The 25,053-nt window shown below is 51.3% G+C and carries 30 protein-coding genes; 23 read left to right on the plus strand and 7 right to left on the minus strand.

The window, feature by feature from the left end; all coding sequences use genetic code 11:
- Nucleotides 1–7: 7 nt before the first annotated feature.
- Together B4N58_RS00805 and B4N58_RS00810 are read right to left on the minus strand one after the other, a co-directional pair.
- Complete coding sequence (locus B4N58_RS00805) at nt 8–703, minus strand: SAM-dependent methyltransferase (protein WP_040512433.1); 696 nt, start codon at nt 701–703, stop codon at nt 8–10.
- A gap of 1 nt (nt 704) precedes the next feature.
- Nucleotides 705–1,286, minus strand: coding sequence for a Maf family protein (locus tag B4N58_RS00810; protein WP_291744959.1), 582 nt, complete (start codon nt 1,284–1,286; stop codon nt 705–707).
- Nucleotides 1,287–1,360: 74 nt separating this feature from the next.
- Between B4N58_RS00810 and B4N58_RS00815 the strand changes: the two genes are divergently transcribed.
- The 21 genes from B4N58_RS00815 (at nt 1,361) to nagZ (ending at nt 19,190) form a co-directional block, all read left to right on the plus strand.
- Nucleotides 1,361–1,951, plus strand: coding sequence for a YceD family protein (locus B4N58_RS00815; protein WP_291744960.1), 591 nt, complete (start codon nt 1,361–1,363; stop codon nt 1,949–1,951).
- A 24-nt stretch (nt 1,952–1,975) separates the two neighbouring features.
- A complete protein-coding gene (rpmF, locus tag B4N58_RS00820; protein WP_008249122.1) occupies nt 1,976–2,158 on the plus strand; it encodes a 50S ribosomal protein L32 in 183 nt (60 codons plus the stop codon).
- A gap of 65 nt (nt 2,159–2,223) precedes the next feature.
- On the plus strand, nt 2,224–3,306 hold the full coding sequence (gene plsX / locus B4N58_RS00825; RefSeq protein WP_083797109.1) for a phosphate acyltransferase PlsX: 1,083 nt from the start codon (nt 2,224–2,226) through the stop codon (nt 3,304–3,306).
- Complete coding sequence (locus B4N58_RS00830; protein WP_291744965.1) at nt 3,306–4,283, plus strand: beta-ketoacyl-ACP synthase III; 978 nt, start codon at nt 3,306–3,308, stop codon at nt 4,281–4,283. Before plsX ends, B4N58_RS00830 begins: the two co-directional genes overlap by 1 nt.
- A 37-nt stretch (nt 4,284–4,320) precedes the next feature.
- Nucleotides 4,321–5,265: an ACP S-malonyltransferase gene (gene fabD, locus B4N58_RS00835; protein ID WP_008249127.1), complete on the plus strand. Its 945-nt coding sequence runs from the start codon at nt 4,321–4,323 to the stop codon at nt 5,263–5,265.
- A 13-nt stretch (nt 5,266–5,278) separates the two neighbouring features.
- Entirely contained in the window at nt 5,279–6,031 is a 753-nt protein-coding gene (gene fabG / locus B4N58_RS00840; RefSeq protein WP_291744968.1) for a 3-oxoacyl-ACP reductase FabG, read from the plus strand.
- Between the two features lie 82 nt (nt 6,032–6,113).
- Nucleotides 6,114–6,353, plus strand: coding sequence for an acyl carrier protein (gene acpP, locus B4N58_RS00845; RefSeq protein WP_008249131.1), 240 nt, complete (start codon nt 6,114–6,116; stop codon nt 6,351–6,353).
- A gap of 84 nt (nt 6,354–6,437) precedes the next feature.
- The gene (gene fabF / locus B4N58_RS00850; protein ID WP_008249132.1) at nt 6,438–7,676 is read left to right on the plus strand and encodes a beta-ketoacyl-ACP synthase II; all 1,239 of its coding nucleotides are present in this window, start codon (nt 6,438–6,440) and stop codon (nt 7,674–7,676) included.
- A gap of 35 nt (nt 7,677–7,711) precedes the next feature.
- Complete coding sequence (locus B4N58_RS00855; RefSeq protein ID WP_291744972.1) at nt 7,712–8,086, plus strand: hypothetical protein; 375 nt, start codon at nt 7,712–7,714, stop codon at nt 8,084–8,086.
- Complete coding sequence (rpoE, locus tag B4N58_RS00860; protein ID WP_008249133.1) at nt 8,073–8,675, plus strand: RNA polymerase sigma factor RpoE; 603 nt, start codon at nt 8,073–8,075, stop codon at nt 8,673–8,675. The genes B4N58_RS00855 and rpoE overlap by 14 nt, the downstream gene beginning before the upstream one ends.
- A 16-nt stretch (nt 8,676–8,691) precedes the next feature.
- Nucleotides 8,692–9,342 carry a sigma-E factor negative regulatory protein gene (locus B4N58_RS00865; protein ID WP_291744974.1) on the plus strand — a complete coding sequence of 217 codons (651 nt, stop codon included), beginning with the start codon at nt 8,692–8,694 and terminating at the stop codon, nt 9,340–9,342.
- A 14-nt stretch (nt 9,343–9,356) separates the two neighbouring features.
- Nucleotides 9,357–10,337, plus strand: a complete 981-nt coding sequence (locus B4N58_RS00870) for a MucB/RseB C-terminal domain-containing protein (protein WP_008249135.1) — start codon at nt 9,357–9,359, stop codon at nt 10,335–10,337.
- Between the two features lie 15 nt (nt 10,338–10,352).
- On the plus strand, nt 10,353–11,828 hold the full coding sequence (locus B4N58_RS00875) for a DegQ family serine endoprotease (RefSeq protein WP_291744977.1): 1,476 nt from the start codon (nt 10,353–10,355) through the stop codon (nt 11,826–11,828).
- Nucleotides 11,829–11,952: 124 nt separating this feature from the next.
- On the plus strand, nt 11,953–13,746 hold the full coding sequence (lepA, locus tag B4N58_RS00880; protein ID WP_291745029.1) for a translation elongation factor 4: 1,794 nt from the start codon (nt 11,953–11,955) through the stop codon (nt 13,744–13,746).
- Between the two features lie 2 nt (nt 13,747–13,748).
- Complete coding sequence (gene lepB / locus B4N58_RS00885; protein ID WP_291744979.1) at nt 13,749–14,615, plus strand: signal peptidase I; 867 nt, start codon at nt 13,749–13,751, stop codon at nt 14,613–14,615.
- A 20-nt stretch (nt 14,616–14,635) separates the two neighbouring features.
- On the plus strand, nt 14,636–15,352 hold the full coding sequence (gene rnc, locus B4N58_RS00890; RefSeq protein ID WP_291744980.1) for a ribonuclease III: 717 nt from the start codon (nt 14,636–14,638) through the stop codon (nt 15,350–15,352).
- A gap of 1 nt (nt 15,353) precedes the next feature.
- The gene (era, locus tag B4N58_RS00895; RefSeq protein ID WP_008249141.1) at nt 15,354–16,250 is read left to right on the plus strand and encodes a GTPase Era; all 897 of its coding nucleotides are present in this window, start codon (nt 15,354–15,356) and stop codon (nt 16,248–16,250) included.
- Nucleotides 16,243–16,977, plus strand: a complete 735-nt coding sequence (gene recO / locus B4N58_RS00900; protein ID WP_291744983.1) for a DNA repair protein RecO — start codon at nt 16,243–16,245, stop codon at nt 16,975–16,977. The genes era and recO overlap by 8 nt, the downstream gene beginning before the upstream one ends.
- Nucleotides 16,974–17,714 (plus strand): pyridoxine 5'-phosphate synthase, encoded by a 741-nt coding sequence (locus B4N58_RS00905; protein ID WP_008249144.1) that lies wholly within the window; start codon nt 16,974–16,976, stop codon nt 17,712–17,714. Before recO ends, B4N58_RS00905 begins: the two co-directional genes overlap by 4 nt.
- Nucleotides 17,715–17,738: 24 nt before the next feature.
- Nucleotides 17,739–18,143, plus strand: coding sequence for a holo-ACP synthase (acpS, locus tag B4N58_RS00910; RefSeq protein WP_291744986.1), 405 nt, complete (start codon nt 17,739–17,741; stop codon nt 18,141–18,143).
- 24 nt (nt 18,144–18,167) lie between these two features.
- Nucleotides 18,168–19,190: a beta-N-acetylhexosaminidase gene (gene nagZ, locus B4N58_RS00915; RefSeq protein ID WP_291744988.1), complete on the plus strand. Its 1,023-nt coding sequence runs from the start codon at nt 18,168–18,170 to the stop codon at nt 19,188–19,190.
- A gap of 71 nt (nt 19,191–19,261) precedes the next feature.
- Here nagZ and B4N58_RS00920 read toward each other — a convergent pair whose 3' ends face one another.
- Genes B4N58_RS00920 through B4N58_RS00940 form a run of 5 tightly spaced genes read right to left on the minus strand, consistent with a single transcriptional unit; the run spans nt 19,262 to nt 22,987 of the window.
- A complete protein-coding gene (locus B4N58_RS00920) occupies nt 19,262–20,044 on the minus strand; it encodes a peptidylprolyl isomerase (protein WP_291744991.1) in 783 nt (260 codons plus the stop codon).
- Nucleotides 20,045–20,101: 57 nt separating this feature from the next.
- Nucleotides 20,102–20,371: a BolA family protein gene (locus B4N58_RS00925; protein WP_008249152.1), complete on the minus strand. Its 270-nt coding sequence runs from the start codon at nt 20,369–20,371 to the stop codon at nt 20,102–20,104.
- A gap of 3 nt (nt 20,372–20,374) precedes the next feature.
- A complete protein-coding gene (locus B4N58_RS00930) occupies nt 20,375–21,010 on the minus strand; it encodes a septation protein A (protein WP_291744993.1) in 636 nt (211 codons plus the stop codon).
- Nucleotides 21,011–21,028: 18 nt separating this feature from the next.
- Nucleotides 21,029–21,442 (minus strand): peptide-methionine (R)-S-oxide reductase MsrB, encoded by a 414-nt coding sequence (gene msrB, locus B4N58_RS00935; RefSeq protein ID WP_291744995.1) that lies wholly within the window; start codon nt 21,440–21,442, stop codon nt 21,029–21,031.
- 18 nt (nt 21,443–21,460) lie between these two features.
- The gene (locus B4N58_RS00940; protein WP_291744997.1) at nt 21,461–22,987 is read right to left on the minus strand and encodes a protein adenylyltransferase SelO; all 1,527 of its coding nucleotides are present in this window, start codon (nt 22,985–22,987) and stop codon (nt 21,461–21,463) included.
- 95 nt (nt 22,988–23,082) lie between these two features.
- Between B4N58_RS00940 and B4N58_RS00945 the strand changes: the two genes are divergently transcribed.
- Together B4N58_RS00945 and B4N58_RS00950 are read left to right on the plus strand one after the other, a co-directional pair.
- Nucleotides 23,083–24,720 (plus strand): 3-(methylthio)propionyl-CoA ligase, encoded by a 1,638-nt coding sequence (locus B4N58_RS00945; RefSeq protein WP_291744999.1) that lies wholly within the window; start codon nt 23,083–23,085, stop codon nt 24,718–24,720.
- Nucleotides 24,721–24,747: 27 nt separating this feature from the next.
- Complete coding sequence (locus tag B4N58_RS00950; protein WP_291745001.1) at nt 24,748–25,050, plus strand: Dabb family protein; 303 nt, start codon at nt 24,748–24,750, stop codon at nt 25,048–25,050.
- Nucleotides 25,051–25,053 lie beyond the last annotated feature (3 nt).

Here is a 25,053-nt window from a genome sequence, read left to right on the forward strand (position 1 = left end):
AAACAGCTCAGGCTGACAGCCACAAAAACAGGCAAGGTGACTTGCCTGGGCTGGGCACTCTCTTTTTCCAGTGTCCCACCGTCTTCGTGTGGATTTGTTGCTCGTCGCCAGTCAAATCCCAGCCTATACATAGCAATGTCGAGTCTGAAAGTTGTTTCAGCAGCGCGTCTATCAGTTTTTCGTTTCTGAAAGGCGTTTCAATGACGATTTGAGTGCACTGTTGGGTCTTCGACTCCCGTTCGCTTTGCTTGATCCACGCATCGCGCTGCCCGGGGTCAAGGGGGGGATATCCGTAAAAGCGGAAGTTTTGACCATTCAAGCCGCTTGCCATCAATGCCAACAAAATAGAGCTTGGCCCAACCAAAGGATGGACTGGGCATTCCAGTCGATGCGCCAACGCAACAATTTCTGCTCCGGGGTCGGCCACGCCAGGGCAGCCTGCGTCACTCATCACCGCGATGGGGTCTCCAGCCTTGCATCGCTGAATAACATCATGGCGTTGCTGTGGATTCAATTGCGCAATTTCAAGTATTTGAAGGTCTCGAATGGCTACTGGCATATTGAATAGTCCCAGCGCAGCCCTGGCTGGTTTTGCGTTTTCCACCAACCAGGTGTTGCATTGCCGCACCAATGCCAGATCTGCCTCTAGCAAAGGCTGTTTTGGTGTTTTCTGGCTTAGTGGGCTTGGGACTAAATAAAGCATGTCAGGGTAGGGTCAGTTCGAATTGTCGAAGCGCGTTTGCCACTTCGATCAGGGGTAGTCCTATCAGCGCCGTCGGGTCACTCGATTCGATCCTTTTGAGTAGCGAAATGCCCAATCCTTCGCTTTTTGCAGAACCTGCGCAGTCGTAGGGCTCCTCCGCAATTAAATAACGTTCAATTTCAGCCGCGTTCAACGCCCGAAACTCCACAGAGGTGGGTACCGTAAATTCAATGGATTGAGACGTTTCCTTGCAGCAAATACAAACCGCGGTGTGGAACACAATTGTTTTTCCACTCATGCTGCGTAACTGTGCCCGAGCCCTGTCATGGGTGCCTGGCTTGCTAATCGCCACGCCATCCACGTCTGCCACCTGGTCTGATCCAATGACAATGGCGGCGGGGTGTTCGGCGGCAACTGCCATGGCTTTTTCCCTGGCCAGACGTTGGCAAGTATCCAGCGGAGATTCATTGGGTTCAGGTGATTCGTCAATTTGCGGCGATTCGCACCTGAAGTTGATTTGCAGGCGGGTCAGCAACTCGCGGCGGTACTTGGAACTGGAAGCTAGATACAGTGAACGGGTCATTTGAATAGCGCGCTGGCTTTGACAGATTACGTTAGGCAGAGTATTATCGCGCGTTTCCTGCTTTTCTTATCGGCATGCGCCAAAAAGGCCCATTAAAACAGTTTGATGAATTCGACGCGTGGTCGTTTTCTCGCTTGGGTGAAAGCATCCGCAGTGAAGATGTAAAGTTTGATTTCCCAAGATTGGCGAGCGATGAGAACATTCTGACCAGTCATGTCGAAAGTTGGGAAGTGTCCGGGCGAATCAACGCCAAGTCTGAAAGCGTTATCCGGTTCAAAGGCCGGTTTACCGCAGAGCTTTCTTGTGTAGTGTGTGATTCAGGTGTGCAGCACGCCATCGACTTTGATCGTCATTTGATTTTAATGACTTCCGAAGCTCAAGCTGATGGCTACGATGAAGACACACTAGATGAAGACACCGACGTTGTTGCATGCCCGGGTGCGATAAACTTGCGAGATTGGCTGGAAGACGAAATTTTGTTGGCATGCCCCATGTTCCCCAAGCATGACGCCTGCGCTGAAGAAGCGGGGCGAAGCTGGCGAGAAGAGGGTGCCGACCTTGAAGATACTGACGACCATCAGGATGACACTGCTGATGGCCCAACACAGGAAGTACAGCGTCCTTTTGCCAACCTGAGCGATTTGCTCAAGGGCAGCAAGAAGTAACACTTTTATACATGGAGCTTTAAAATGGCCGTTCAACAGAACAAAAAATCACCTTCGAAGCGTGGCATGCACCGCTCACACCAGAACCTGACAGCGCCAACCTTGTCCGCTGATTCTTCTTCCGGTGAAACACACCTGCGTCACCACATCAGCCCCAACGGCATGTACCGTGGCAAGAAAGTAGTAAAAACCAAAGCCGACGAGTAATTATTTACAAATCAAAAAGGCAACTGCAGTCATGTTGCCATGAAAACCAAAAGGTCTAAGAACGGATGGTTCGCATAGCGATTGATTGCATGGGTGGAGACCACGGTTTATCGGTCACCATCCCGGCCTGTTTGCGCTTTCTCAAGCAGCACCCCGATGTTCAGCTAGTGCTCGTCGGAAAGCAGGCTGAAATTGAAGCAGCTTTGGCCAAGAAAAAAGCGTTGGAGCATCCCCAAATCACCATTCGTCACGCCAGTGAAGTGGTTGAAATGGACGAGCCGCCAGCGCAAGCCTTGCGCAATAAAAAAGACTCATCCATTCGAGTGTGTGCCAACCTGGTGAAAGACGGGTTGGCGTCTGCGTTCGTCAGTGCGGGCAATACCGGAGCACTGATGGCTATTTCCCGTTTCGTGCTCAAAACCCTCGACAGTATCGATCGCCCGGCAATTGCATCGGCCTTGCCCAATATGAAAGGCAAAGGCACCCTGATGCTCGACCTTGGTGCTAATGTGGATTGTGAGCCGGCCCACCTGTTCCAGTTTGCGGTCATGGGATCGGCGTTCGTAAAAGGCACCGAGGGAATTGAAAAACCCACGGTGGGTTTGCTGAACATTGGTGAGGAAGTCATCAAGGGCAATGATGTAGTCAAAAAAGCTTCTGAGTTGTTGCGCGCGAGCGAGCTAAACTTCTATGGCAACGTGGAAGGAAATGATATTTACAAAGGCACCACCGACGTAGTGGTGTGTGATGGTTTTGTGGGCAATGTAGCCCTGAAAACCTCTGAGGGCCTGGCTCAAATGCTGGGTGACATTATCAAGACAGAGTTCAAGAGAGGCCTTTGGCCCAAAGTTGCTGCTGTTTTTGCAGCACCAGTGTTGCTTCGATTCAAAAAAAGGGTGGACCACCGCCGCTACAACGGAGCAGCGTTGCTTGGGCTTAAAGGGATTGTGATCAAAAGCCACGGCTCGGCAGACGCCTATGCCTTCTTCTATGCGATCAAGCGTGCTTACGATGCAGCAAACGGCAATTTGCTGGACAGTATCAGGCTCACCATGTCGCACTACGTGCCATTGGCCGCTCCGGCGTCTAACAGCACGCAAGAAGCTGCAGCGCTACCACCCGAGGCAAAACCAGACCAAGTGATTTGATGTCTCAATACAGTGCAATCCTTGGCACCGGCGCAAGCCTGCCAAGGCGTGCGGTTTCAAACCAAGAGTTGACCGAGTTTCTTGCCAACAAAGGCGTGGAAACCAGTGCAGAATGGATTGAAACGCGCACCGGAATCAAGCAAAGATACCTTTGCGAAGCCGATGAAACCAACTGTCAAATGGCCAGTAAGGCCGCTTTGCAAGCCTTGAATGCTGCAGGGGTGTTTCCCGATCAGGTTGACTTGATCGTTTTGGCGACCTCAACTCCCGACCAGGTTTTCCCATCTACCGCGTGTGCAGTTCAAGCTGAAATTGGCGCTAAAAAAGCAATGGCTTTTGATATTCAAGCCGTTTGCAGCGGCTTTGTCTATGCGCTGACTGTCGCTGATTCCATGATTCGTTCTGGTCAGGTCAGGAATGCGTTGGTTATTGGTTCTGAGGTATTTAGCCGCCTGATGGATTGGAGTGACCGCACCACTTGTGTGCTGTTTGGAGATGGTGCTGGTGCTGTATTTTTACAAGCCAGTGACGAGCCGGGTATTTTGGGCTGCAAGTTGCACTCCGACGGCACTCTGGGCTGTATTTTGAACACCACTGGTCGCATCGACGGCGGGAAAATTGTGGGTGATCCTTTTTTGCGCATGGATGGGCAAGCGGTGTTTCGTCAGGCTGTGTCGGTGTTGGGCAGCAATGCGCTTGAGTTGTTTGAAAGCCTGAATTTCAAGCTTGAAGACCTGGATTTCTTGGTGCCACATCAAGCCAATGTTCGAATTTTGCATTCGGTTGCCAAAAAACTGAAGCTTCCTGAAGAAAGGGTAGTGATCACAGTTGGCATGCATGGCAACACGTCGGCGGCGTCTGTTCCCTTGGCTTTGAACCACGCCGTAGAGCAAAAACAAATTAAAAAAGGCGATAACGTGTTGTTACAAGGTGTCGGGGGCGGTTTTACGTGGGGCAGTGTGCTCGTTCGCATGTAAAATAGCGCAAATTGCAAATTAGATGAATTCCTCGAAAATGACAAAAAAAATCGCCTTTCTGTTTCCTGGGCAGGGTTCGCAAGCCGTGGGTATGCTGAATGCATTCAAAAGCAATCAATTCACGGCCAGCGTTTACGCCACAGCAGCACTGGAGGCCGAGCAGGCACTGGGGCAAGACCTTGCAGCATTGATTGAACAAGGGCCGGCTGAATCACTCAACTTGACTACCAACACACAGCCAGCCATGTTGATGGCCGATGTGCTGGTTCTGCGCGCCTGGCTTGCTGCTGGCGGTGCCATGCCCAATTTGGTCGCAGGGCACTCTTTGGGTGAATACGCAGCGCTGGTTGCAGCGGGTGTTTTCAGTCTCTCCGAGGGTTTGGGGCTGGTTCGTATTCGTGCCCAAGCCATGCAAGAGGCTGTTCCTGTGGGGCAGGGTGGCATGGCCGCCATTCTAGGCTTGACCGATGAGCAGGTTAAGCAGGCTTGTCAGCAGGCTTGCGTGAATGGTGAAGTGGCTGAAGCCGTGAACTTCAACGCACCTAGCCAGGTGGTGATTGCCGGTAGCGCCCAAGGGGTGAAAACGGCTTGCGAGGCCGCCAAGGCATTGGGCGCCAAACGTGCCCTTGAGTTGCCTGTGTCCGCGCCTTTCCATTCCAGCCTGATGAAGCCAGCTTCCGTCAAATTGGCGGCTGCTTTGAGCAACACAAATTTCAGTACTCCATCAATGCCTGTGTACAACAACATTGATGTGGCTGTAGAATCCGATCCCGCAAGAATTCGTGATGCGCTGGTGCGTCAGGCCTATGGCCCGGTTCGGTGGGTTGAAACCATTCAAGCCATGACCACTGCCGGCACAACACTGTTTGTGGAATGTGGTCCAGGCAAGGTGTTGGCGGGTTTGGTGAAGCGAATCAGCGATGTACCTGTGGTCAATATTTTTGATCCGGACAGCATTCATGCGGCGCTTGGCGCCGAATAAAAGGATTAGCCGAATGACCATGTTTGATTTGACCGGAAAAGTAGCCTTGGTAACGGGTGCCAGTCGTGGCATAGGCCGTGAAATCGCCGTAACCTTGGGCCGAGCAGGGGCTACCGTGGTAGGCACAGCCACCTCTGAGGCGGGTGCAGCTGACATTTCTGAAGGTTTAAAGGCCGCAGGCGTAAAAGGTTTTGGTGCGGTACTTAATGTGACCGATACGGCAAATCTTGAACCCTTGTTTTCAAGAATTGCTGAAGAATTAGGGCCCTTGGCGATTTTGGTCAATAATGCCGGAATTACCCGTGACCAGCTCTCCATGCGCATGAAAGACGAAGATTGGGATGCGGTGATCGCCACCAACCTGTCTGCCGTGTTCAAGTTGTCCAAGCTGGCCATGAAACCGATGATGAAGGCACGTACTGGTCGTATGATCAACATCACTTCAGTGGTGGGCACAAGCGGCAACGCCGGGCAGGCCAATTATGCTGCGGCCAAAGCTGGCGTGGCGGGAATGACAAAAGCGCTGGCGCGTGAACTGGGAAGTCGCAATATCACGGTAAACTGTGTGGCGCCCGGATTCATCCAAACTGACATGACTGATGCACTGAACGAAACGCAAGTGGATCAGTTGAAGCAACAAATCCCGTTGGGTCGTATGGGGCAGGTAGGCGACATTGCTGCGGCAGTGCTATACCTGGCCAGCGATCAGGCGGGGTATGTAACTGGAACCACATTACACGTGAATGGTGGAATGTGGATGGGCTAATAGCAAGGCATTTAGAATATGATCTGTCATATCGCTTTGCTATTCTCACTCGATTTTATTAAAAACCCACGGAGGCTCCGTAATGGAAAACATTGAACAGCGCGTTAAAAAGATTGTGGCCGAGCAACTCGGCGTAAAAGAAGAGGAAATCAAGAACGAATCTTCTTTCGTAGATGATCTGGGCGCTGATTCCTTGGACACAGTGGAATTGGTCATGGCTTTGGAAGAAGAATTTGAAACAGAAATTCCTGACGAAGAAGCTGAAAAGATCACCACAGTTCAACAAGCGATTGATTACGTTAAGACAAACTCTAAGTCTTAATGGCTGAATTTGAAGGGGTGCGGAGGAAGCCTGCCTTCCTCGGCCCCTGCCTGTTCAAGCAAACATTGGATATAGGGAGGGCTTGTGAGCCGTAGACGAGTTGTTATTACCGGTTTGGGCATCATTAGCCCTGTGGGTAATTCTGTAAGCGAGGCTTGGACAAGCCTGACCCAAGGCAAATCTGGCATTTCGACCATTACCCGGTTCGAAACGGAAGCCCTGACAGCAAAAATTGCCGGCGAAGTCAAAGGCTTCGACGTGGCTGAATATATTCCCGGGAAAGAAGCTGCTCGAATGGATACATTCATCCATTATGGGCTGGCTGCAGGCATTCAGGCATTCAAAGACTCTGGTCTTGAAGTGACCGAACAAAATTCTGAAAGAATTGGCGTAAGCATTGGTTCCGGTATCGGTGGTTTGCCGATGATTGAAGACACGCACACTGATTTGATCAACAAAGGGTACCGCCGTATTTCCCCATTTTTTGTACCAGGTAGCATCATCAACATGATCTCCGGCCACATGTCCATTATGTACGGCCTGAAAGGTCCTAATATTGCCATGGTGACTGCGTGTACAACGGGAACGCATTCAATTGGTGAGGCTGCGCGAATTATTGAGTACGGTGATGCCGATGTCATGATTGCCGGTGGCGCTGAATCCACTGTTTCACCACTGGGCATCGGTGGTTTTGCTGCCATGCGTGCCTTGTCTACCCGCAATGATGACCCAACAGCTGCAAGTCGCCCCTGGGACAAAGACCGTGATGGTTTTGTTTTGGGCGAGGGCGCCGGTGTTCTGGTGCTTGAAGAATACGAGCATGCCAAAAAACGTGGCGCAAAAATTTATGGGGAAGTGGTGGGTTACGGCATGAGTGCCGACGCGAGCCACATGACAGCCCCGTGTGCGGATGGTGATGGTGCAGCGCGCTGCATGAAAGCCGCTTTGCGCAATGCCGGTATGAACGCCGATGATGTGAACTACGTGAATGCACATGGTACTTCGACTCCCTTGGGGGATGTAGCCGAAACCATGGCAGTCAAGCGTGCACTGGGTGATCACGCTTACAAAACTGTGGTGAATTCAACCAAAAGCATGACAGGTCATCTGCTGGGTGCTGCGGGTGGCATTGAAGCCGTATTCACTGCACTGGCCGTTCATCACCAGGTTTCGCCACCCACAATCAACTTGATTGAGGCTGGCGAAGGTTGCGATCTCGATTACTGCGCCAACACGGCCCGCGAGATGAACATCAAACTGGCCTTGTCTAATTCCTTTGGCTTTGGCGGTACCAACGGTACCTTGGCCATTGCACGGGTGTAACGGGGCGCTCCTTGTCAAACATTCGGTCGGGCAGCATGTTGAATGAATTTACATTCGCTGCCCGTGTTGTATCTGCCTCGCGCAAACCCGAAAAGCTTGTGTTCAACTTCACCTCGGAATGCGATTCAGACACATACGTTAAGTTTGATCCCCGGTTCTTTCTGATCCGCGCAATATCAAACGGACAGGAGCACCATCTGGTTTCTTTTTATCGGGCTTGGGTTTTGCCGTTCGGCATATTCCTGTTTTCACAACAATCTGCATTTTTGAAAGCCAGGGTGCTGTTTGTACCTGCTTCTTCACCGGCGTTTCGTAAGCTGCGTGTTTTGGCGTGTCGGCTACAGTCGCATGAAAACGCCGAAAACCCTTCACTTTCCAGTTATTTTTGGAGGATGAATGTCCTCCGATAAAGACGATGATCTGTTGATCGTTCAGCGCGTTCAGGCGGGTGACAAACTCGCATTCAACTTGTTGGTGAACAAATACCACAGGCGAGTGGCCCGCTTGCTCACGCGCATGGTTCGCAATCAGGAAGACATTGAGGATGTGGTTCAGGAAACATTCATCAAGGCTTACAGGGCCATCGGTAATTTCCGGGGTGACAGCGCCTTTTACACCTGGATCTACCGCATTGCCATTAATACCGCCAAGAATTTGTTGGTGACGCAGGGACGGCGTCCTTCTACCCTGAAAGAATCAAATGACGGGGACAGTGAAACTTTTGAAGACAATGCTGCTCTTAGTAACATTGATACGCCGGAATCGCTCTACCAAACCAAGCAGATCGGTGAAGCGGTCAATGAGGCCATGGCGGCGTTACCCGAAGAGTTGCGATCTGCAATTGTCATGCGCGAGATTGATGGCCTGAGTTACGAAGAGATTGCCGCGGCAATGGATTGCCCAATCGGCACGGTTCGATCCCGAATCTTCCGTGCGCGAGAATCCATTGCGGCAAAAATCAAACCTTTGTTGGAACCCAAAGGCAGTAAGCGTTGGTAAACCGGTGAGTGTAGAAATGAACAGAAACGAACAAATTTCCGCGATGTTGGACGGCGAGCTTGATGAAGCTGAGCTTAAACGCTTGCTTGGCGCCATGGGTGCCGAAGAGGCCCAGACCTGGCAGGGTTATTGCGCGGTGGGCGACTTGATTCGTTCAAGCGAGATGATCGCATTTCACTCGCCAGATTTGGTGGGGCGCATTTCGGCAAGTCTGGAAAACGAGCCCACAGTGGTTGCGCCAGTTCTGGCTGCTCAAATGGGCCGTCAAACTGCACTGCAGCGCGTATTTGCCGCTGGGCGTTCGCGTCGTTTGCTGGCTTCGGTGGCTGCCGTGGGATTTTTCAGTTTCGCATTGAACCAAGCCATCCCACCCTTGGATAGCCAGGTACAAATGGTTCGGACACAGGCTGTCGAAAATACATTTACCGATGAAGAGTTGGCACTTTGGCAAGAATATTTCATGGCTCATCAACAGAACAGCATTCGAGGCGGATTGTCGGGTGTGTCGCCAATAGCCAGGGTAGAAGCAGACCGTCCGATGCTGGATAACACCGAAACCATTATCGTGAACAACTCTGGCGCTGGTGAATGGATGAATGTGTGGGAACCTTCCCCTTATAGCACCGATCCCAGTGTTGAGTTCAATTATGTTTCATCCCGCCGCTAAGTGACATTGAAACTATGAAGATGTACCGCCCGTTTCACTTTGCCAAACATGTTGCAACCGGCGTTTTGTTGGCTTCGGTCGCTTTCGCTGCGCACGCGGATCAAAGCCTGTGGAGTTTGGTGTGGGCTAGCCACGATCAAGCCAAATCCTTGAGCTATTCGGGGTTGCTGATCACCGAATCTGGCAAACACTCTCAAACCAGCAAGCTTTTGCATCAGGCAACTGCAGGTGGTGAGTTCGAGGTGCTTGAACGACTCGACGGTCAGCCTGCAAAGTGGATTCGGCACAACGATCAAATTCAATGTGTGATCCCCGATCGTAAAATGATCCTGACTGAGCGTCGCCATACCTCGATTGCATTTCCCAGAGTGCTGGCCGGGGCGGACGGTTCCAATTCCCTTGAAAAGCTATACACAATCAGTGAAATGCCAGGTCGCCGTGTTGCGGGCCGTGCGGTGCGTGTATTGAAGTTGACCCCGAAAGATGATTTGCGTTACGAATATAGGCTTTACGTCGATCGCGAAAACAAGCTTTTAATGCGCTCGGAGCTGTATTCTCCGCAGGGTGAGGTGCTTGAAAACGTGGGGTTTAAGGAAATATCATTTGAACCGGCACTGATAGAAAATCCCTCGTTGGCCAAGGCAGGGCCTGGGTGGCGAACCAGTAGCACAGAGGTGCGTACACTGACCCCCAGCGAACTGACCTATGATCTTCCAGACATCGCATTTGGATTCAAGAAGGCTGACACGGTTTGCAGGGTGAAATCCAAGGACGATCAGATTCATCAAACCGTTTATTCGGATGGTTTGTCTACATTGTCAGTGTTTGTTCAGAAAATACAAGCCAGTCACTCAATGCCGCAAGTGCCTATGAGCCACGGTGCAGTGATGTCGAAGTCTGAAACTCAGGGCCAGCACCTAGTAACAGTGCTGGGTGAAGTGCCCGAGAAGACCTTGGGACTTTTTTTAAAGTCCGTTCGTTGGAAGTCTCAATAACAAGGAAATTTTTAAATGAGATCTGAAGTGTTGAATTCCCGAAATTTTGTATGGATGGCCTTTTTTTTGCTGGCCACATTGCTTTTTGCAGGCTCGATTCCAGCCCATGCCCAAGCCAACTCACGCGGCTTGCCCGACTTTTCCGATTTGGTGGATCGCGTTGGTCCCGCTGTGGTCAATATTCGCACCACCCAAAAAGTAAGCCAGAACCCTCAGGGCTTCCCCGGTTTTCCGGGTATGGATCCCAATGATCCGTTTTTCGAGTTTTTTCGCCGCTTCATGCCTCCAGGCACGCCGATGCCAGGACAGCCGGGCCAAGCACCTCGTGGAGGCCAGCAGGCCCCGGAACGTGAAGTACCGAGTGGTGTAGGCTCAGGTTTTGTAATCGATTCAGACGGCTACTTGCTGACCAATCACCATGTGGTAGATGGTGCTGAATCAATTATTGTGACTTTCCCTGATAAGCGTGAATTCAAGGGCAAGGTGATTGGTTCAGACCAGCGCACTGATGTTGCTTTGGTGAAAATTGAAGGCAAGAACCTTCCATTTCTGAAAATTGGCAACGTGAACAACACCAAGGTAGGTCAATGGGTGGTTGCGATCGGTTCACCTTTTGGTCTCGAGAATTCAGTGACCGCGGGTATTGTGAGTGCCAAAGGCCGCGATACGGGTGAGTATTTGCCGTTTATTCAAACTGACGTGGCTGTCAATCCCGGCAACTCTGGTGGCCCACTGTTGAATCTTGATGGCGAAGTGATTGGCATCAACTCCCAGATTTACAGCCGCACTGGCGGTTTCATGGGTATTTCTTTTGCCATTCCAATTGATGAAGCCATGCGTGTGGCCAAGCAATTGCGTGAGAACGGCAAAGTAAGTCGCGGGCGTATCGGCGTTGGAATCGGAGAGGTGGACAAAGACGTGGCCAAGGCTTTGGGACTAGATTCCGCTGTGGGTGCCTTGGTGGGGTCTGTTGGCAAAGACAGCCCAGCCGACAAAGCGGGTGTAATCGCTGGTGACATTATTTTGCGCTTTGATGGCAAGAAAGTGGAGAAGGCCTCGGATTTGCCACGAATAGTGGGTGAAACCAAGCCGGGTAGCAAAGTTAATATGGTTTTGTGGCGCAAAGGTGCTGAGAAAACTGTGTCAATTACAGTGGCAGAATTTGAAACTGAGGCTGCAAAGCCAGCGGCGGCACCTGCTGAAAAACCAAAACCAGTTGAGGCTGACAAACTTGGCTTGACCGTGACCGATCCAACCGCTCAGGAAAAGTCGACTTTGAACCTGGCTGGCGGTGTGGTGGTGCGCAATGCTGTCGGTATGGCCGCAGCGGCGGGCATTACGGCGGGTGACGTAATTCTGCGAGTGGGTCGAACCGACATCACCTCGGCCAAGCAGTTTGCCGATCTGGTGAAGGCGATTCCAAAAGGACAGGCAGCCCCAATGTTGGTGCGGCGTGGAGAGAACTCTTTCTTCGTGGTACTGACACCCTGAGCCTTTAGTTCTGAACAACTCGATAGGCCTAGCGAAATATGCTGTAAAGCAAGGCCTGATCGGGTAAAATGAGACGTTACCGAAATTCTCAGGGGGCCAAGCAGCCCCCTTTTTAATGATGCAAATGCAGCACATACGCAATTTTTCGATCATCGCCCACATTGATCACGGGAAATCCACGCTTGCCGACCGCTTGATTCAAAAATGTGGTGGTTTGAGCGACCGGGAAATGGATTCTCAAGTGCTTGATTCGATGGACATTGAGCGAGAGCGTGGCATCACGATCAAAGCGCAGACCGCAGCGCTCACGTACAAAGCCAAAGACGGCAACACCTATTTGCTCAATTTGATTGACACTCCGGGGCACGTTGATTTTTCTTACGAGGTAAGCCGGTCATTGTCAGCCTGTGAGGGCGCTTTGCTGGTTGTTGACGCCTCGCAGGGCGTAGAGGCCCAAACCGTGGCCAATTGCTACACAGCCCTGGACCTGGGTGTTGAAGTATTGCCCGTCTTGAATAAAATTGATTTGCCACAAGCCGACCCTGAAAATGCCAAATCAGAAATTGAAGATGTGATTGGTATTGATGCTTCGGAGGCCATTGCCATTTCCGCAAAAACCGGTCTCGGCGTGGACGATGTGCTGGAGCTGATCGTCAACAAGGTGCCACCTGCTCGCGGCAGTCGCGATGCACCTTTGCAAGCCTTGATTATCGACAGCTGGTTTGATAACTATGTGGGTGTGGTGATGTTGGTTCGCGTGATCAATGGTGTACTCAACCGCAAAGACAAGATCAAGCTGATGGCCACAGGCGACACTTACATTGCCGACGACGTGGGTGTGTTTACGCCCAAGTCGGTTGCGCGTGAATCGCTGTCTGCTGGCGAAGTGGGGTACATCAACGCGGGTATCAAATTACTTGAAAGCGCCAAGGTGGGCGACACAGTGACCTTGGCTGGCAAGCCTGCTGATAAACCCCTGCCAGGTTTCAAGGAAGTGCAGTCGCAGGTTTTTGCTGGTTTGTTCCCTGTGGAATCAAATCAATACGAGGCCTTGCGTGAGGCCTTGGACAAACTGCGTTTGAACGATGCCGCCCTGAATTACGAGCCTGAAGTGTCTCAGGCTTTGGGCTTTGGTTTCCGTTGCGGGTTTCTGGGCATGTTGCACATGGACATTGTGCAGGAGCGCCTGGAACGCGAATTTGACATGGACTTGATTACGACTGCCCCCACGGTGGTGTATGAAATCAAGCAGCGCGATGGCACCATACTTCGCGTAGACAATCCTTCGAAAATGCCTGATCTGAGCCGCGTCGATGAAATTCGTGAACCGATTGTGATTGTGAATTTGTTGATGCCCCAAGAGTATGTGGGATCGGTGATGACGCTGTGTACTGGGCGGCGTGGTACGCAAACCAATATGGTTTACCACGGGCGGCAGGTGCGCATTACATTTGAGATGCCCATGGCCGAGATCGTTCTCGACTTTTTTGACAAGTTGAAGTCGACCTCGCGTGGTTATGCATCTATGGACTATGCATTCAAGGAATACAGGCCAGCAGACATTGTGAAAGTAGACATGCTGATTAACGGTGAGAAAGTGGATGCCTTGTCGATCATGGTTCACCGAAGCAATGCGGTTTACCGAGGCCGAGCAGTGGCGGGCAAAATGCGGGAAATCATTTCCCGTCAAATGTTTGATGTGGCCATTCAGGCGGCAATTGGCGCCAACATTATTGCCCGTGAAACTGTAAAAGCCCTGCGTAAAAACGTATTGGCCAAGTGCTACGGGGGTGATATTTCACGCAAGAAAAAACTGTTGGAAAAGCAAAAGGCAGGCAAGAAACGCATGAAGCAGGTCGGTAACGTGGAAATTCCGCAAGAAGCGTTTTTGGCTATTCTCCAAGTGGAAGACAAATAACAATGAATTTTTCCCTTATTTTGTTTTTGCTGGTGTTGTTCACCGGCTTTTTCTATGTGCTTGATGTGTTTGTGTTCAAGCCAAAACGAAAAATAGCTGCAGAGCAAGCCTTGGCTGGTGCGGGGGGCAATGCCAACCTGAACGGTGATGCTGAAAGGCGAATTCGTCAGCAGTACATGAAGCAGCCATTGTGGCTGGAATACAGCGCAAGCTTTTTTCCAGTTATTTTGTTTGTGTTTGTGTTGCGTTCGTTTGTGGTGGAGCCGTTCAAAATTCCATCGGGCTCGATGATTCCAACTTTGCTGATTGGCGACCTTATTCTGGTGAACAAATTCACCTACGGTATTCGCTTGCCAATCGTCGATAAAAAAATCATTCCAATTAACGATCCTCAGCGTGGCGATGTCATGGTGTTTCGTTACCCGCTTGACCCCTCCCTTGATTACATCAAGCGCGTGGTGGGCGTGGGTGGTGACGTGGTGGAATATCGAAACAAGAAGCTGTCTATTAATGGTCAGGTGCTACCAGTGAAAGAACTGGACAAGTACTACGACCCCAATAATTTTTCTTATTCACTGCAATTTCAGGAAACCCTGGGCGGTAAAAAACACCTGGTATTGAACGATGAAGATGCGCCGCCCTACGTGATTGGTGCGCAGTCGTTCAAGAATCGGGACAACTGCAAATACGATGTCACAGGCTTTCGCTGTGTGGTACCGCAGGGGCATTATTTCATGATGGGCGACAACCGGGACAACTCAAGCGACAGTCGCATCTGGGGCTTCGTCTCGGATGAGCAAGTGGTTGGTAAGGCATTTTTGGTGTGGATGAACTTCAATGACTTTTCCCGAATTGGCTTGTTTCATTAAAGCCAGCCTGGAGGTATTGAGTGGATAGTTCAAAGTATTCAAGTCTTGAAGCTGCATTGGGGTACTCGTTCAAAGACCAGGCCTTGCTTCACCTTGCCTTAACACATCGCAGCTACAGCAGCCATCACAACGAGCGTCTGGAATTTCTGGGTGACAGTGTACTGAACTGCGCCGCTTCCATTTTGTTGTTTGAAACGCATCCCGACATGGATGAGGGCAAAATGTCGCGTGTGCGGTCGCATCTGGTTAAACAAGACTGCTTGGCCATGGTGGGTCGCAATCTGTTGCTCGATCAGTATTTGTTTCTGGGGGCGGGCGAGCTTCGCAGTGCGAAAACCATCAAGGACAGCATTGTTGCCGATGCACTTGAGGCCCTTTTTGGTGCCATTCTTCTGGATTCAGGCTTTGAGGCCGCACGCGATTGCGTGGTGCGTTTGCTCAAGCCGGTGATGCTAGAAACTCCAATCGAGTCCATGGGCAAAGACCCCAAAACCCGCCTGCAGGAACTGCTGCAGGGCAAGCGCATGAAACTGCCAATATACCGTGTGTTGGTAGAGGGTGGAACCTCAGCCAGTCCCGAGTTCAGTGTGGAATGCGCAGTTGAAGACCTTGAAATTACCAAGGTTGGGCAAGGGCATTCTCGCCGGGTGGCTGAGCAGCACGCCGCGCAAGCGGTGCTTATCGAATTGCTTGAACGGGAGTATTCTGACCCCAATCAAGCCAGCAGGAGGCAATGACATGGCCGAATCAAAATGCGGCGTGATTGCCGTGGTGGGGCGCCCCAATGTGGGCAAGTCCACCCTCATGAATGGAATGATCGGCGAGCATTTGTCGATCACCTCCAGCAAACCGCAAACCACCCGTCACCGGGTGCTCGGTGTAATGACTGAGACCATTAAAGATGTGCCCACCCAGTTTATTTTTGTGGACACGCCTGGATTTCAAACCAAGCATTCCAACGCCTTGAACAAAACCATGAACCGAGCCGTGCTGACTGCATTGGCTGACGTGAATGTAATTTTGTGGGTGATTGAGCAGGGCAAGTTGACCCCGGCCGACATGAAGGTACTGGAGCTTTGCCCCAAGGGCGTGCCGCTTGTGGCCGTTGTGAACAAGGTCGATTTACTGGAAAAGAAAGCCGAGATGCTGCCTTTTCTTCAAAAGGTAAGTGGGCAACGTAATTTTGATGCAATTGTGCCTTTGAGTGCGCAGGCCATTAAAAATCTGGATGCGCTAAAAGAAGCAGTGTCAGCCTTGTTGCCCGAGCAACCTTTCTTTTACGACGAAGACACGCTGACCGATCGTCCGGAAAAGTTTCTTGCGGCAGAGCGTATTCGGGAGAAGCTGTTTCGTTTGGTGGGTGATGAGTTGCCGTACACCTGCACGGTGGTGATCGATAAATTCGAAATTGAGGAAGGTCGAAGGGTTATCTATGCCTCGATCCTGGTAGATCGCTCTTCCCACAAAGCCATGATTATTGGCAAAGGTGGCGAGAAACTGAAACGAATTGGTTCGGAAGCACGGCAGGACATGGAACGTTTGTTTGGTGGCAGCGTGCATCTTGAAACCTGGGTGAAAGTGCGCAGCGGTTGGGCGGACAATGCAAGCCTGCTTCAAAGTCTGGGGTATGAATAACACTCGATCTACCACTGATTTTGCCTATGTACTGCACAGTGTGCCGTACAAGGAAACCAGTTTGATTGTTGAGCTATTTTGTAAGGAGCACGGGCGTTTGCCAGTGGTGGCGAAGGGCGCCAAAAGGCCGCATTCAGGTTTGCGAGCGGTGTTGGTTAGCTTTCAGCCACTTTCAGTTCGTTTTACCGGCAAGTCAGAAGTCAAAACCCTGATGCAAGCCGAGTGGCTGGGTGGTTTGATGTCGCCAGATGGCAAAGCTTTGTTTGCTGCTTATTATCTGAATGAATTACTGATGCGCGGTTTGAGCCGCGAGGACACGCACCCAGATTTGTTCGAGTTGTATCAAAACACCTTATTGGGTTTGGCTGGTGGCGATGACATGAATGTGTGTATTCGCCAGTTTGAGGTGGGCTTGCTTCAATCCTTGGGATACGGCCTTGATTGGCAGCAGGACAGGACTGGCGTAGCAATTGATCCTGAGCGTCACTACGTGTGGCAAGACCAGGAGGGTTGGTCTCCCTCAGACGGGGGAAATGTAAACAATTCGACGAGTAGCAGCGTTGAGCAGATGGTCCAGGGATTGTGGATTGCTGAAATTCAGAATGGCATTTGGTCAAAGTCTGCTGCGAGTGCCTTAAAACCGATTACCCGCAAACTGTTGATGACGCACATCGCGCCCAACGGTTTGATGTCTAGAGTCTGGATGGAGCATTTGTTAAGAGCATGATTGAACTCGGTGTAAACATTGATCACGTGGCCACGATCCGCCAAGCCCGCAGGGGGCATGAGCCCGATCCATTGCGGGCTGCTCTGCTGGCTGAAGAATATGGCGCGGATGCCATCACCGTGCATGTTCGTGAAGACAGGCGCCACATGCAGGATGACGATGTGCGAAGAATTCGGCCTTTGATCAGTACGCGTATGAATTTTGAGTGTGCGGTGGTTGAGGAAATGATTCGCCTGGTCGAGGATGTAAAGCCTCAGGACGTGTGCTTTGTGCCTGAACGCCGGGAAGAAGTGACGACCGAGGGCGGCCTGGATGTGATTGGTGGTTTTCACCTGATCGCGCCTGCTGTGGCACGTTTGAAAGACCAAGGAATGAGAATTTCGCTGTTCATTGACCCAGACTTGGATCAAATCGAGGCAGCCTTGAAATGCGGCGCGGACGCGATTGAGTTGCACACTGGGCGATATGCCCACGCGCTGGGATCTGCGGTTGAGCTCGAGCTGTCCAGAATTCGGAAGTCGGCCAATTTTGGGGTGGCCGAGGGCCTACGAGTGAATGCAGGGCACGGCTTGAATTACGACAATGTGCAACCAGTGGCCGCGATTGAAACCATTTCAGAGTTGAACATTGGTCATAGCATTGTTGCCAATGCGGTGTTCATGGGTTGGGAAGGCGCAATCAAGAAAATGAAAGAGCTTATGATTTCAGCAAAATTGGATGCAATTCGGCCCCGATAGACGAAAATAGGTTTAATTGCCTCGATGATAGATGACATTCTTGGTTTGGGTTGTGACATTCTTGAGGTGGATCGGCTTGAGGGTTTGTTGCGCAAGGGCAGGGATGTGTTTATCAAACGCGTGCTGACTACAGCAGAGATTGATGAATACGAACGCCGATCCGACAAATCAGCCATTCGAGGAACCTTGTTTGTTGCAACACGCTATTGCGCCAAAGAAGCTTTTTCCAAGGCCATGGACACAGGAGTGGGTGCCCATTTTTCGTTCCAGGATTTGTCAGTGTTGAATAGCGATTCCGGGGCACCCGTTTTGGTCTATTCCGAACGTCTCGAGAATTGGTTACAGTCCCGCAGGGCTCAGGCAAAAATTTCAATCAGTGATGAACAAAATTACGTGATGGCAACGGTAATTTTATATTCAAAACAATAAATTACATTAAGGAATTCATTCAATATGCTAGGTCCATTCATCATTGGTTTGACGGGTTTGACTTTGTCCAAAGAGGACATTGCACGTATTCAAAACCCGGCCGTTGGCGGACTTATTCTTTTCACGCGGAACTTTGAAAGCAAAGCGCAACTCATTGATTTGGTAGAATCTATTCGCTCAAACGGCGGTTTGAGCAAACCTGTTTTCGTGGATCACGAGGGCGGCAGAGTACAGCGTTTTCGGAACGGTTTTACTGCAATTCCGTCGATGCGCCAAATTGGACAGCGTGCCGAAACTGATTTTGATGATGCAGTGCTTTTGGCCCGTGAGGCAGGCTTTGTCATGGCCGCCGAATTGCGCGCCTGTGGCATTGACATGAGTTTTGCGCCCGTACTGGACCTGGATTGGGGCAATAGTGAAATTATTGGTGATCGCTCGTTTGGCAAAGACGCCAGAATGGTTTCCCGCCTATCCTCGGCTTTGATGAATGGTATGGCTTTGGCTGGCATGCAGGCCTGTGGAAAACATTTTCCCGGTCATGGTTGGGTGAGTCTGGACAGCCATTTGGCTTTGCCTCACGACAATCGCCCTTTGAATGAAATTTTGAAGGTGGACGCGCTGCCCTACCAATTGAATTCGACCCTGAACATGGCCAGCATCATGCCGGCTCACGTGGTGTATTCCGAAGTGGACCCTATGCCAGCGTGTTTCTCCAGCTTCTGGATTCAGGAGGTGTTGAGGGTGAAGTTCAGCTTTGACGGTGCAGTGATCAGTGATGACCTGGACATGGTGGGGGCGCATGGAGTGGGGGATATTCGTGCCCGAGCAAGCGCTGCTTTGCAGGCGGGTTGTGATGCCGTACTGGCTTGCAACAACTTCGATGACATTGACACTTTGGTTAATAAACCAGTGCCCGAAGTTTATGAAAACAGGGAAGTAAGAAGCCGTCGCCTGAGTCGTTTGCTATCCGGGCAATCGGTGAATTGGGACGATCTGCGTCAGAGTTATGTGTACCAGGCCGCAATTGACAGAATAAGCAATGCCTGAATCACTATTCGTTAAAAAAAGCCGCCAGTGTTTTGACTGGCGGCTTTTTTAATTCAGGACACTGAAAGTGTTTACTTGACCTTGGCACCTGACAACAGTTTGCCCTGGTACTCTTCCCACTTGTCGTTGATCATTTTCTGCTCAAGCTGCGGGCGAATTTCCTCAAGCTTGGGTGGGGTGGCCTGACGGGTATCGGCCAATAGAATGACGTGGTAACCAAACTGGCTCTTCACTGGGGTCTTGGTGTATTCGCCTTTCTTCAGGCCGACCATGGCTTGAGAAAACTCGGGCACAAAGCTGTTGGGGTTGGCCCAATCAAGGTCACCACCATTGGGTGCTGAACCGGGATCTTTGGACTTCGCCTTAGCGATGTCTGCGAATTTTCCGCCTTTGCCCAACTGGTCGATAATTGCTTTGGCTTCGGCTTCTTGCTCAACCAGAATGTGGCTGGCGCGGAACTCGCTGCCGCCCATCATTTTGGCAATTTCAGCATATGCGGTTTCGACTTCTTTGTCGGTCAGCTTGGTGTTCTTGTAAAAGTCTTCACGCAATGCATTGGCCAAAATGGCCTGATTCATCATTTGCACCTGATATTTCACTTCAGGGCTGCTTCCCAAGCCTTTCTTCACGGCTTCCTGCTTCATCACTTCCTGATTGATCAGTTCTTGACGAATGGTGGCGCGCATTTCCGGTGAGGCAGCCTGGCCGCGCTTTTCCTGCTCGGCCATGATGAAGTCAACCAGCGCGCTTGGAATGGACTGACCATTCACCACAGCGGCGTTTTGAGCATGCACGGGGGTGCCCAGAACCATTACGGCGGCCAGGCAAGTTGCTTTCAGGGTGGTTTTCAACATAACAAAATAACCTTGTGTCTCAGAGAGTTAATACGGATGACTTTGGCTGCCATTCATTCATGCGTCTTCGGTGGAGTCCTCAGTGGAATCAATAGCCAAGGCGTGGATTTCTTTTTTCATCCATTCTGCCAAAGCATCATACACGAGACGATGGCGCGCTAATGTTCTCAGCCCATTGAAGCGTGCAGACTTCAGTTTGACCCGGTAATGCCGCCCGCCAGACTTGGCACCTTCATGCCCCGCATGTAGGTGAGATTCATCAATGACTTCCACTTCGGCATCGAGTGCAGTTTCAAGGCGCTGTTTGATGTCTTCACTAGTGACCATGGATTACTTGGCCTCGCTGTTTTGTTCATTGGGTTGTTTCATGTGTTTCGACATGTAAAAGCCTTGCCCAAACACGAAGATCAGGGTGGCCCCCAAAGAGCCGAATAATTTGAAGTCCACCCACACCTCAGTCGAGAAGGAGTAGGCAACCGCAATGTTCAAAACGGCCATCACGACAAAAAAGCTGACCCAGGCCCACAATAAATTCACCCATGCATGGGGCGGCAGCTCAACCTGGCCTTTCATCATCAATTCAATCGGATTTCGCTTGAAGGCATATGCAATCAGGAAACCTGCTGCCATGGCCAGGTAAAGAACGGTGGGTTTCCACTTGATGAAGGTTTCATTCTGCAAAATCAATGTGGCCCCGCCAAACACGGCGATCAGGATCAGGCCGATCCACTGCATGTTCTCTACCTTTTTGCCGGTGGCTTTCTGGTAAATAATTTGCAGCACTGTGGCCAGAATGGCGACCACTGTGGCGAGCAAAATTGGCAATTGTGCTGTTTGTACTTCTGCATTGGAAATACTGCCCAGAATGGGCTCCAGCATGGCTTGAGCCTGTTCGGGGTTGCTGCCAGCCCATTTGAAGCTGACGAAAAACAGAACAATCGGTAGAAAATCGAGTAACAGTTTCATGTTGTAGTTGTAGTGTAGTTAAGCCGATGAGTCTGATGCAAAGGGTTCAAACGCCAAGCTGACCGAGTTGATGCAGTACCGCAGGCCAGTGGGTGCGGGCCCATCTTCGAACACGTGCCCCAAATGGGAATCGCATATCTTACAGGTCACCTCGGTGCGAACCATGCCGTAGCTGCGGTCTGTGTGTTCTTCAATGTTGTCAGGGTTCAACGGTGCAAAGTAGCTGGGCCACCCACAGCCAGAGTCAAATTTTGTGTCGGACGCAAACAAAGGTGTGGAACAGCAAATGCAGCGGTATATGCCGGGTTCGTGATGATCCCAGTATTGTCCGGTGAAGGCGCGCTCGGTGCCTTTTTTTCGGGTGACTTCAAAGCTCGTGGGCGTGAGCTCTTCCCGCCATTGGGCCTCTGTTTTCACTATTTTTTCTGTCATGGTCTTGGTCTCCGTAATTCATGACGAACAGCTCAGCACCAGCGATTTGGCCCAGTCGGGTGGCTGTGCCGTGTAGTCGCCTGGCAGTGACGCCGCATTGTAAGGGTCAGACAACGCCGCAAACAATCGGTTCACCTCAGCAAAATCACCTTTTTGCGCTTGCTCAATCACGTGCTGTAGCAGGTGGTTGCGCAGCACGAACGCCGGGTTGGTCTGATCCAGATTTATTCGCCAGGCTTCCACGCTGGAAGTCGGCTGGCTTGTTGCTTTTAGCCATTCGTTCAGCCACAGCTTTGAGTTGTTCAGCTGCGCTTCATCGCCCAAAGCCAGCGGGAAAAAGGGGCTTTGCTGCCAGCTGGCGAAGTTTTCTTCCAAAGTGGCTGTCGGGTTCAGTGCAGAAATTGATCTAAAAAACCGGGTGAAATCCAGCGTGTGTTCGTGCATGAATTTCAGGGTGTTTTCAATCAGGGTGTCTACGGCATCGCCTTGCTCATGGGCCAAGCCCAATTTGCGTGCAAACAGGGTGCTGTGCTCTGCATGGAAAACATCTGCAAAGCCATCCAGCAGGTTTTGAAGCGTCTCTTTGCTGTCAGGGATCAGTGGGCTCAGGGCCTGGGCCAAGGCATACAAGTTCCAGTGGGCAATTCTGGGTTGGTTGTGGTAGCTGTATCGCCCTTGGTGATCGGAATGGTTGCAAATGTGGTCAATGTCGAAACCGTCCATGAAGCCATAGGGACCATAGTCGATGGTTAAACCCAGCAAGCTCATGTTGTCGGTGTTCATGACCCCATGACAAAACCCCACTGCCTGCCACTGGGCCGCCATGCGTGCTGTACGCGTTATCACCATGCCCAGCCACTGTAGCAAGCCAGCGTGGAAACTGGTTTCAGTGTCGCCCAGGTCAATGTCGGGGTGATGTTGTTCAATGTGCCAGATCAACAGGTTGCGCAAAGCATCCAGCTGATTGGTGTAGCAAAAGAATTCCACATGACCAAACCGCATGAAACTCTCGCTGACGCGGCAAACCACCGCGGCAGTTTCGGTTGTTTCCCGAAACACGGGGTCAACGCTGGCGGTCAAGCTGAGCGCACGTGTGGTGGGTATGCCAAGCGCATGCATGGCTTCAGACGCCAAATATTCACGAATAGAAGAACGAAGAACCGCCCGGCCATCGGCGTGGCGGGAGTAGGGCGTGGGGCCGGCACCTTTAAGCTGTAGCTGGCGGTATTGTTTGCCCTTGCGAATTTCTGCAATCAGCAGTGCACGGCCGTCGCCAAGTTGTGGCACAAACTGGCCGAACTGGTGGCCGCAATACACGCTGGCTCGGCTTTGATAACCGGGAAACGGCGTGTTGCCAGAAAGAACATCAATACCCTGTGCCTGGTTTAATTCTTCCGCATTTAACCCCACCTCATTGGCCAAGGCCGTATTCAGGTGAACCAGGCTGACTTCTGTGCGAAGGGGCGTGGCGGGCACTTCGGCAAGATATGGCGCACCTAAACTTGCGTATTCTTGAACCAAAATAGAATCGTGATTATGAAACAAAGGGCGGTCCTGAAGTATAGTTTCGTTAAACAACCCCACCATTGTAGTCGGGGAAGGCCGCAGAACAAACGTAATACCTGGAGGAGAGAGCGCAAATGCAAGGTTTGATGATGAACATGCCCCTGTTGATTTCATCGGTGATGGAACACGCAGAGCGGCACCACCCACATGTTGAAGTTGTGTCACGCCGCACGGAAGGCGATATTCATCGGACCACCTACGGCGAAGTGGCCAAACGCACCAAGAAACTGGCCAATACCCTGACCAGCCTGGGTGTTCAACAAGGTGAAAACATTGCCACTTTGGCCTGGAACGGCTATCGCCATGTGGAAATTTACTATGCGGTGTCAGGCATGGGTGCAGTGGTGCACACCTTGAATCCACGCCTGTTTCCCGAGCAACTGGTTTACATCATCAACCATGCGAAAGACACCATGGTGTTTTTCGACAGCACCTTTGCGCCATTGATCAAAGCAATTGCGCCAGCATGCCCAACCGTGAAGCGCTGGGTGCAAATGTGCGATGAAGCTGCCATGCCTGCTGAGCTGGCAGTGGCGGGCTGCCTGAACTACGAAGCCTTGATTAAAGACGCTTCCGACCACTATGTGTGGCCGCAACTGGATGAAAACGCAGCTTCAGGTTTGTGTTACACATCCGGTACAACTGGCAACCCCAAGGGGGCTTTGTATTCACACAGGTCTACCGTACTTCATGCAATGGCGGCCTGCACACCCGATGCATTGGGCTTGAGCAGCCGCGACACCATTTTGCCCGTGGTGCCCATGTTCCACGTCAACGCTTGGGGTATCCCCTACATTGCCTTGATGACAGGTGCAAAAATGGTGATGCCTGGCGGGGCTTTGGATGGTGCTTCCATTTACGAACTGCTGGAAAGCGAGAAGGTGAATTTCTCGGCCGGCGTACCCACCGTGTGGTTGGGTTTGTTGAACCATGTACAGCAAAACGGGTTGAAGTTTACCTACTTTAACCGCACCGTGATTGGTGGCTCTGCCGCGCCAGCAGCGATGATTAAAACGCTGAACAGTTTGGGTGTTGAGGTTATTCATGCCTGGGGCATGACTGAACTTTCGCCCCTGGGCACCGTATGCCGCTTGAAGGCTCAGCACATGGAGTTGTCGCTGGAAGAAAAGCAAAACATCATGCAAAAGCAGGGCACCGCAATTTTCGGTGTGGACATGAAAATTGTCAGCGACGATGGTGAGGAATTGCCTTGGGATGGCGAGGCCTTTGGTGATTTGCTGGTTCGCGGGCATTGGGTAATTGACAGCTACTACGGCGGAGAAGGTGCAAAGGCATTCACAACCGACAAGGATGGCAAGAAGTGGTTTGCCACCGGTGATGTTTCGAAGATCAATCGCGAAGGCTTCATGCAGATTACGGATCGCAGCAAAGACGTGATCAAGTCAGGCGGTGAATGGATTAGCTCAATCGACCTTGAAAACGTGGCCATGGCGCACCCTGCGGTGCATGAGGCGGCCGTGATTTCTGTTTACCATCCGAAATGGGATGAACGCCCACTGCTGGTGGTAGTGCGCAAGCCAGGTGTGGAGGTTAGCAGGGAAGAACTGCTGAACTTCTATGAAGGCAAGGTAGCGAAGTATTGTTTGCCCAACGATGTGGCGTTTGTAGATGAATTGCCGCACACCGCGACTGGTAAAATACAGAAATTGAAGTTGCGTGAGCAGTTCAAAGACTACAAGCTACCCAACTAAGTACCCAACTAAATTTAGAGAAGTTCAATGATCAAGCACATCGTATTCTGGCAGTTGAAAGACGAAGCCCTTGGCAACAACAAGGCCCGCAACATGGAACTGGTGAAGGAAAAGTTGATGGCTTGCGCCAACATCGTGCCCGGCATTGTGGACTTTGAAGTGGGCTTGGGTGGTACCAGCCTTGAATGCACTTATGACGTGGTGTTGTACTCGACTTTCGAGAACAAAGCCGCGCTGGATGCCTACGCGGTGCACCCCACTCACGAAGCCATCAAAAGCTTTATTGGTGAAGTGCGCACAGCTCGACAGTGCATGGATTACGAAGTCTAAAAA

The organism is Limnobacter sp. UBA3528, from assembly GCF_002377005.1.
In the GTDB taxonomy this organism is placed as follows: Bacteria; Pseudomonadota; Gammaproteobacteria; order Burkholderiales; family Burkholderiaceae_B; genus Limnobacter.

Coding starts and splice junctions, on each gene's coding strand:
- plsX (WP_083797109.1), top strand. CDS start 2,224: ATGGTTCGCATAGCGATTGATTGCATGGGTGGAGACCACGGTTTATCG.
- recO (WP_291744983.1), top strand. CDS start 16,243: ATGAATAACACTCGATCTACCACTGATTTTGCCTATGTACTGCACAGT.
- rpoE (WP_008249133.1), top strand. CDS start 8,073: ATGTCCTCCGATAAAGACGATGATCTGTTGATCGTTCAGCGCGTTCAG.
- B4N58_RS00870 (WP_008249135.1), top strand. CDS start 9,357: ATGAAGATGTACCGCCCGTTTCACTTTGCCAAACATGTTGCAACCGGC.
- B4N58_RS00920 (WP_291744991.1), bottom strand. CDS start 20,044: ATGTTGAAAACCACCCTGAAAGCAACTTGCCTGGCCGCCGTAATGGTT.
- B4N58_RS00805 (WP_040512433.1), bottom strand. CDS start 703: ATGCTTTATTTAGTCCCAAGCCCACTAAGCCAGAAAACACCAAAACAG.
- acpP (WP_008249131.1), top strand. CDS start 6,114: ATGGAAAACATTGAACAGCGCGTTAAAAAGATTGTGGCCGAGCAACTC.
- B4N58_RS00855 (WP_291744972.1), top strand. CDS start 7,712: ATGTTGAATGAATTTACATTCGCTGCCCGTGTTGTATCTGCCTCGCGC.
- lepB (WP_291744979.1), top strand. CDS start 13,749: ATGAATTTTTCCCTTATTTTGTTTTTGCTGGTGTTGTTCACCGGCTTT.
- lepA (WP_291745029.1), top strand. CDS start 11,953: ATGCAGCACATACGCAATTTTTCGATCATCGCCCACATTGATCACGGG.
- B4N58_RS00830 (WP_291744965.1), top strand. CDS start 3,306: ATGTCTCAATACAGTGCAATCCTTGGCACCGGCGCAAGCCTGCCAAGG.
- fabG (WP_291744968.1), top strand. CDS start 5,279: ATGACCATGTTTGATTTGACCGGAAAAGTAGCCTTGGTAACGGGTGCC.
- B4N58_RS00875 (WP_291744977.1), top strand. CDS start 10,353: ATGAGATCTGAAGTGTTGAATTCCCGAAATTTTGTATGGATGGCCTTT.
- nagZ (WP_291744988.1), top strand. CDS start 18,168: ATGCTAGGTCCATTCATCATTGGTTTGACGGGTTTGACTTTGTCCAAA.
- B4N58_RS00945 (WP_291744999.1), top strand. CDS start 23,083: ATGCAAGGTTTGATGATGAACATGCCCCTGTTGATTTCATCGGTGATG.
- B4N58_RS00865 (WP_291744974.1), top strand. CDS start 8,692: ATGAACAGAAACGAACAAATTTCCGCGATGTTGGACGGCGAGCTTGAT.
- acpS (WP_291744986.1), top strand. CDS start 17,739: ATGATAGATGACATTCTTGGTTTGGGTTGTGACATTCTTGAGGTGGAT.
- rpmF (WP_008249122.1), top strand. CDS start 1,976: ATGGCCGTTCAACAGAACAAAAAATCACCTTCGAAGCGTGGCATGCAC.
- msrB (WP_291744995.1), bottom strand. CDS start 21,442: ATGACAGAAAAAATAGTGAAAACAGAGGCCCAATGGCGGGAAGAGCTC.
- fabD (WP_008249127.1), top strand. CDS start 4,321: ATGACAAAAAAAATCGCCTTTCTGTTTCCTGGGCAGGGTTCGCAAGCC.
- B4N58_RS00815 (WP_291744960.1), top strand. CDS start 1,361: ATGCGCCAAAAAGGCCCATTAAAACAGTTTGATGAATTCGACGCGTGG.
- B4N58_RS00810 (WP_291744959.1), bottom strand. CDS start 1,286: ATGACCCGTTCACTGTATCTAGCTTCCAGTTCCAAGTACCGCCGCGAG.
- B4N58_RS00930 (WP_291744993.1), bottom strand. CDS start 21,010: ATGAAACTGTTACTCGATTTTCTACCGATTGTTCTGTTTTTCGTCAGC.
- B4N58_RS00905 (WP_008249144.1), top strand. CDS start 16,974: ATGATTGAACTCGGTGTAAACATTGATCACGTGGCCACGATCCGCCAA.
- era (WP_008249141.1), top strand. CDS start 15,354: ATGGCCGAATCAAAATGCGGCGTGATTGCCGTGGTGGGGCGCCCCAAT.
- B4N58_RS00950 (WP_291745001.1), top strand. CDS start 24,748: ATGATCAAGCACATCGTATTCTGGCAGTTGAAAGACGAAGCCCTTGGC.
- B4N58_RS00925 (WP_008249152.1), bottom strand. CDS start 20,371: ATGGTCACTAGTGAAGACATCAAACAGCGCCTTGAAACTGCACTCGAT.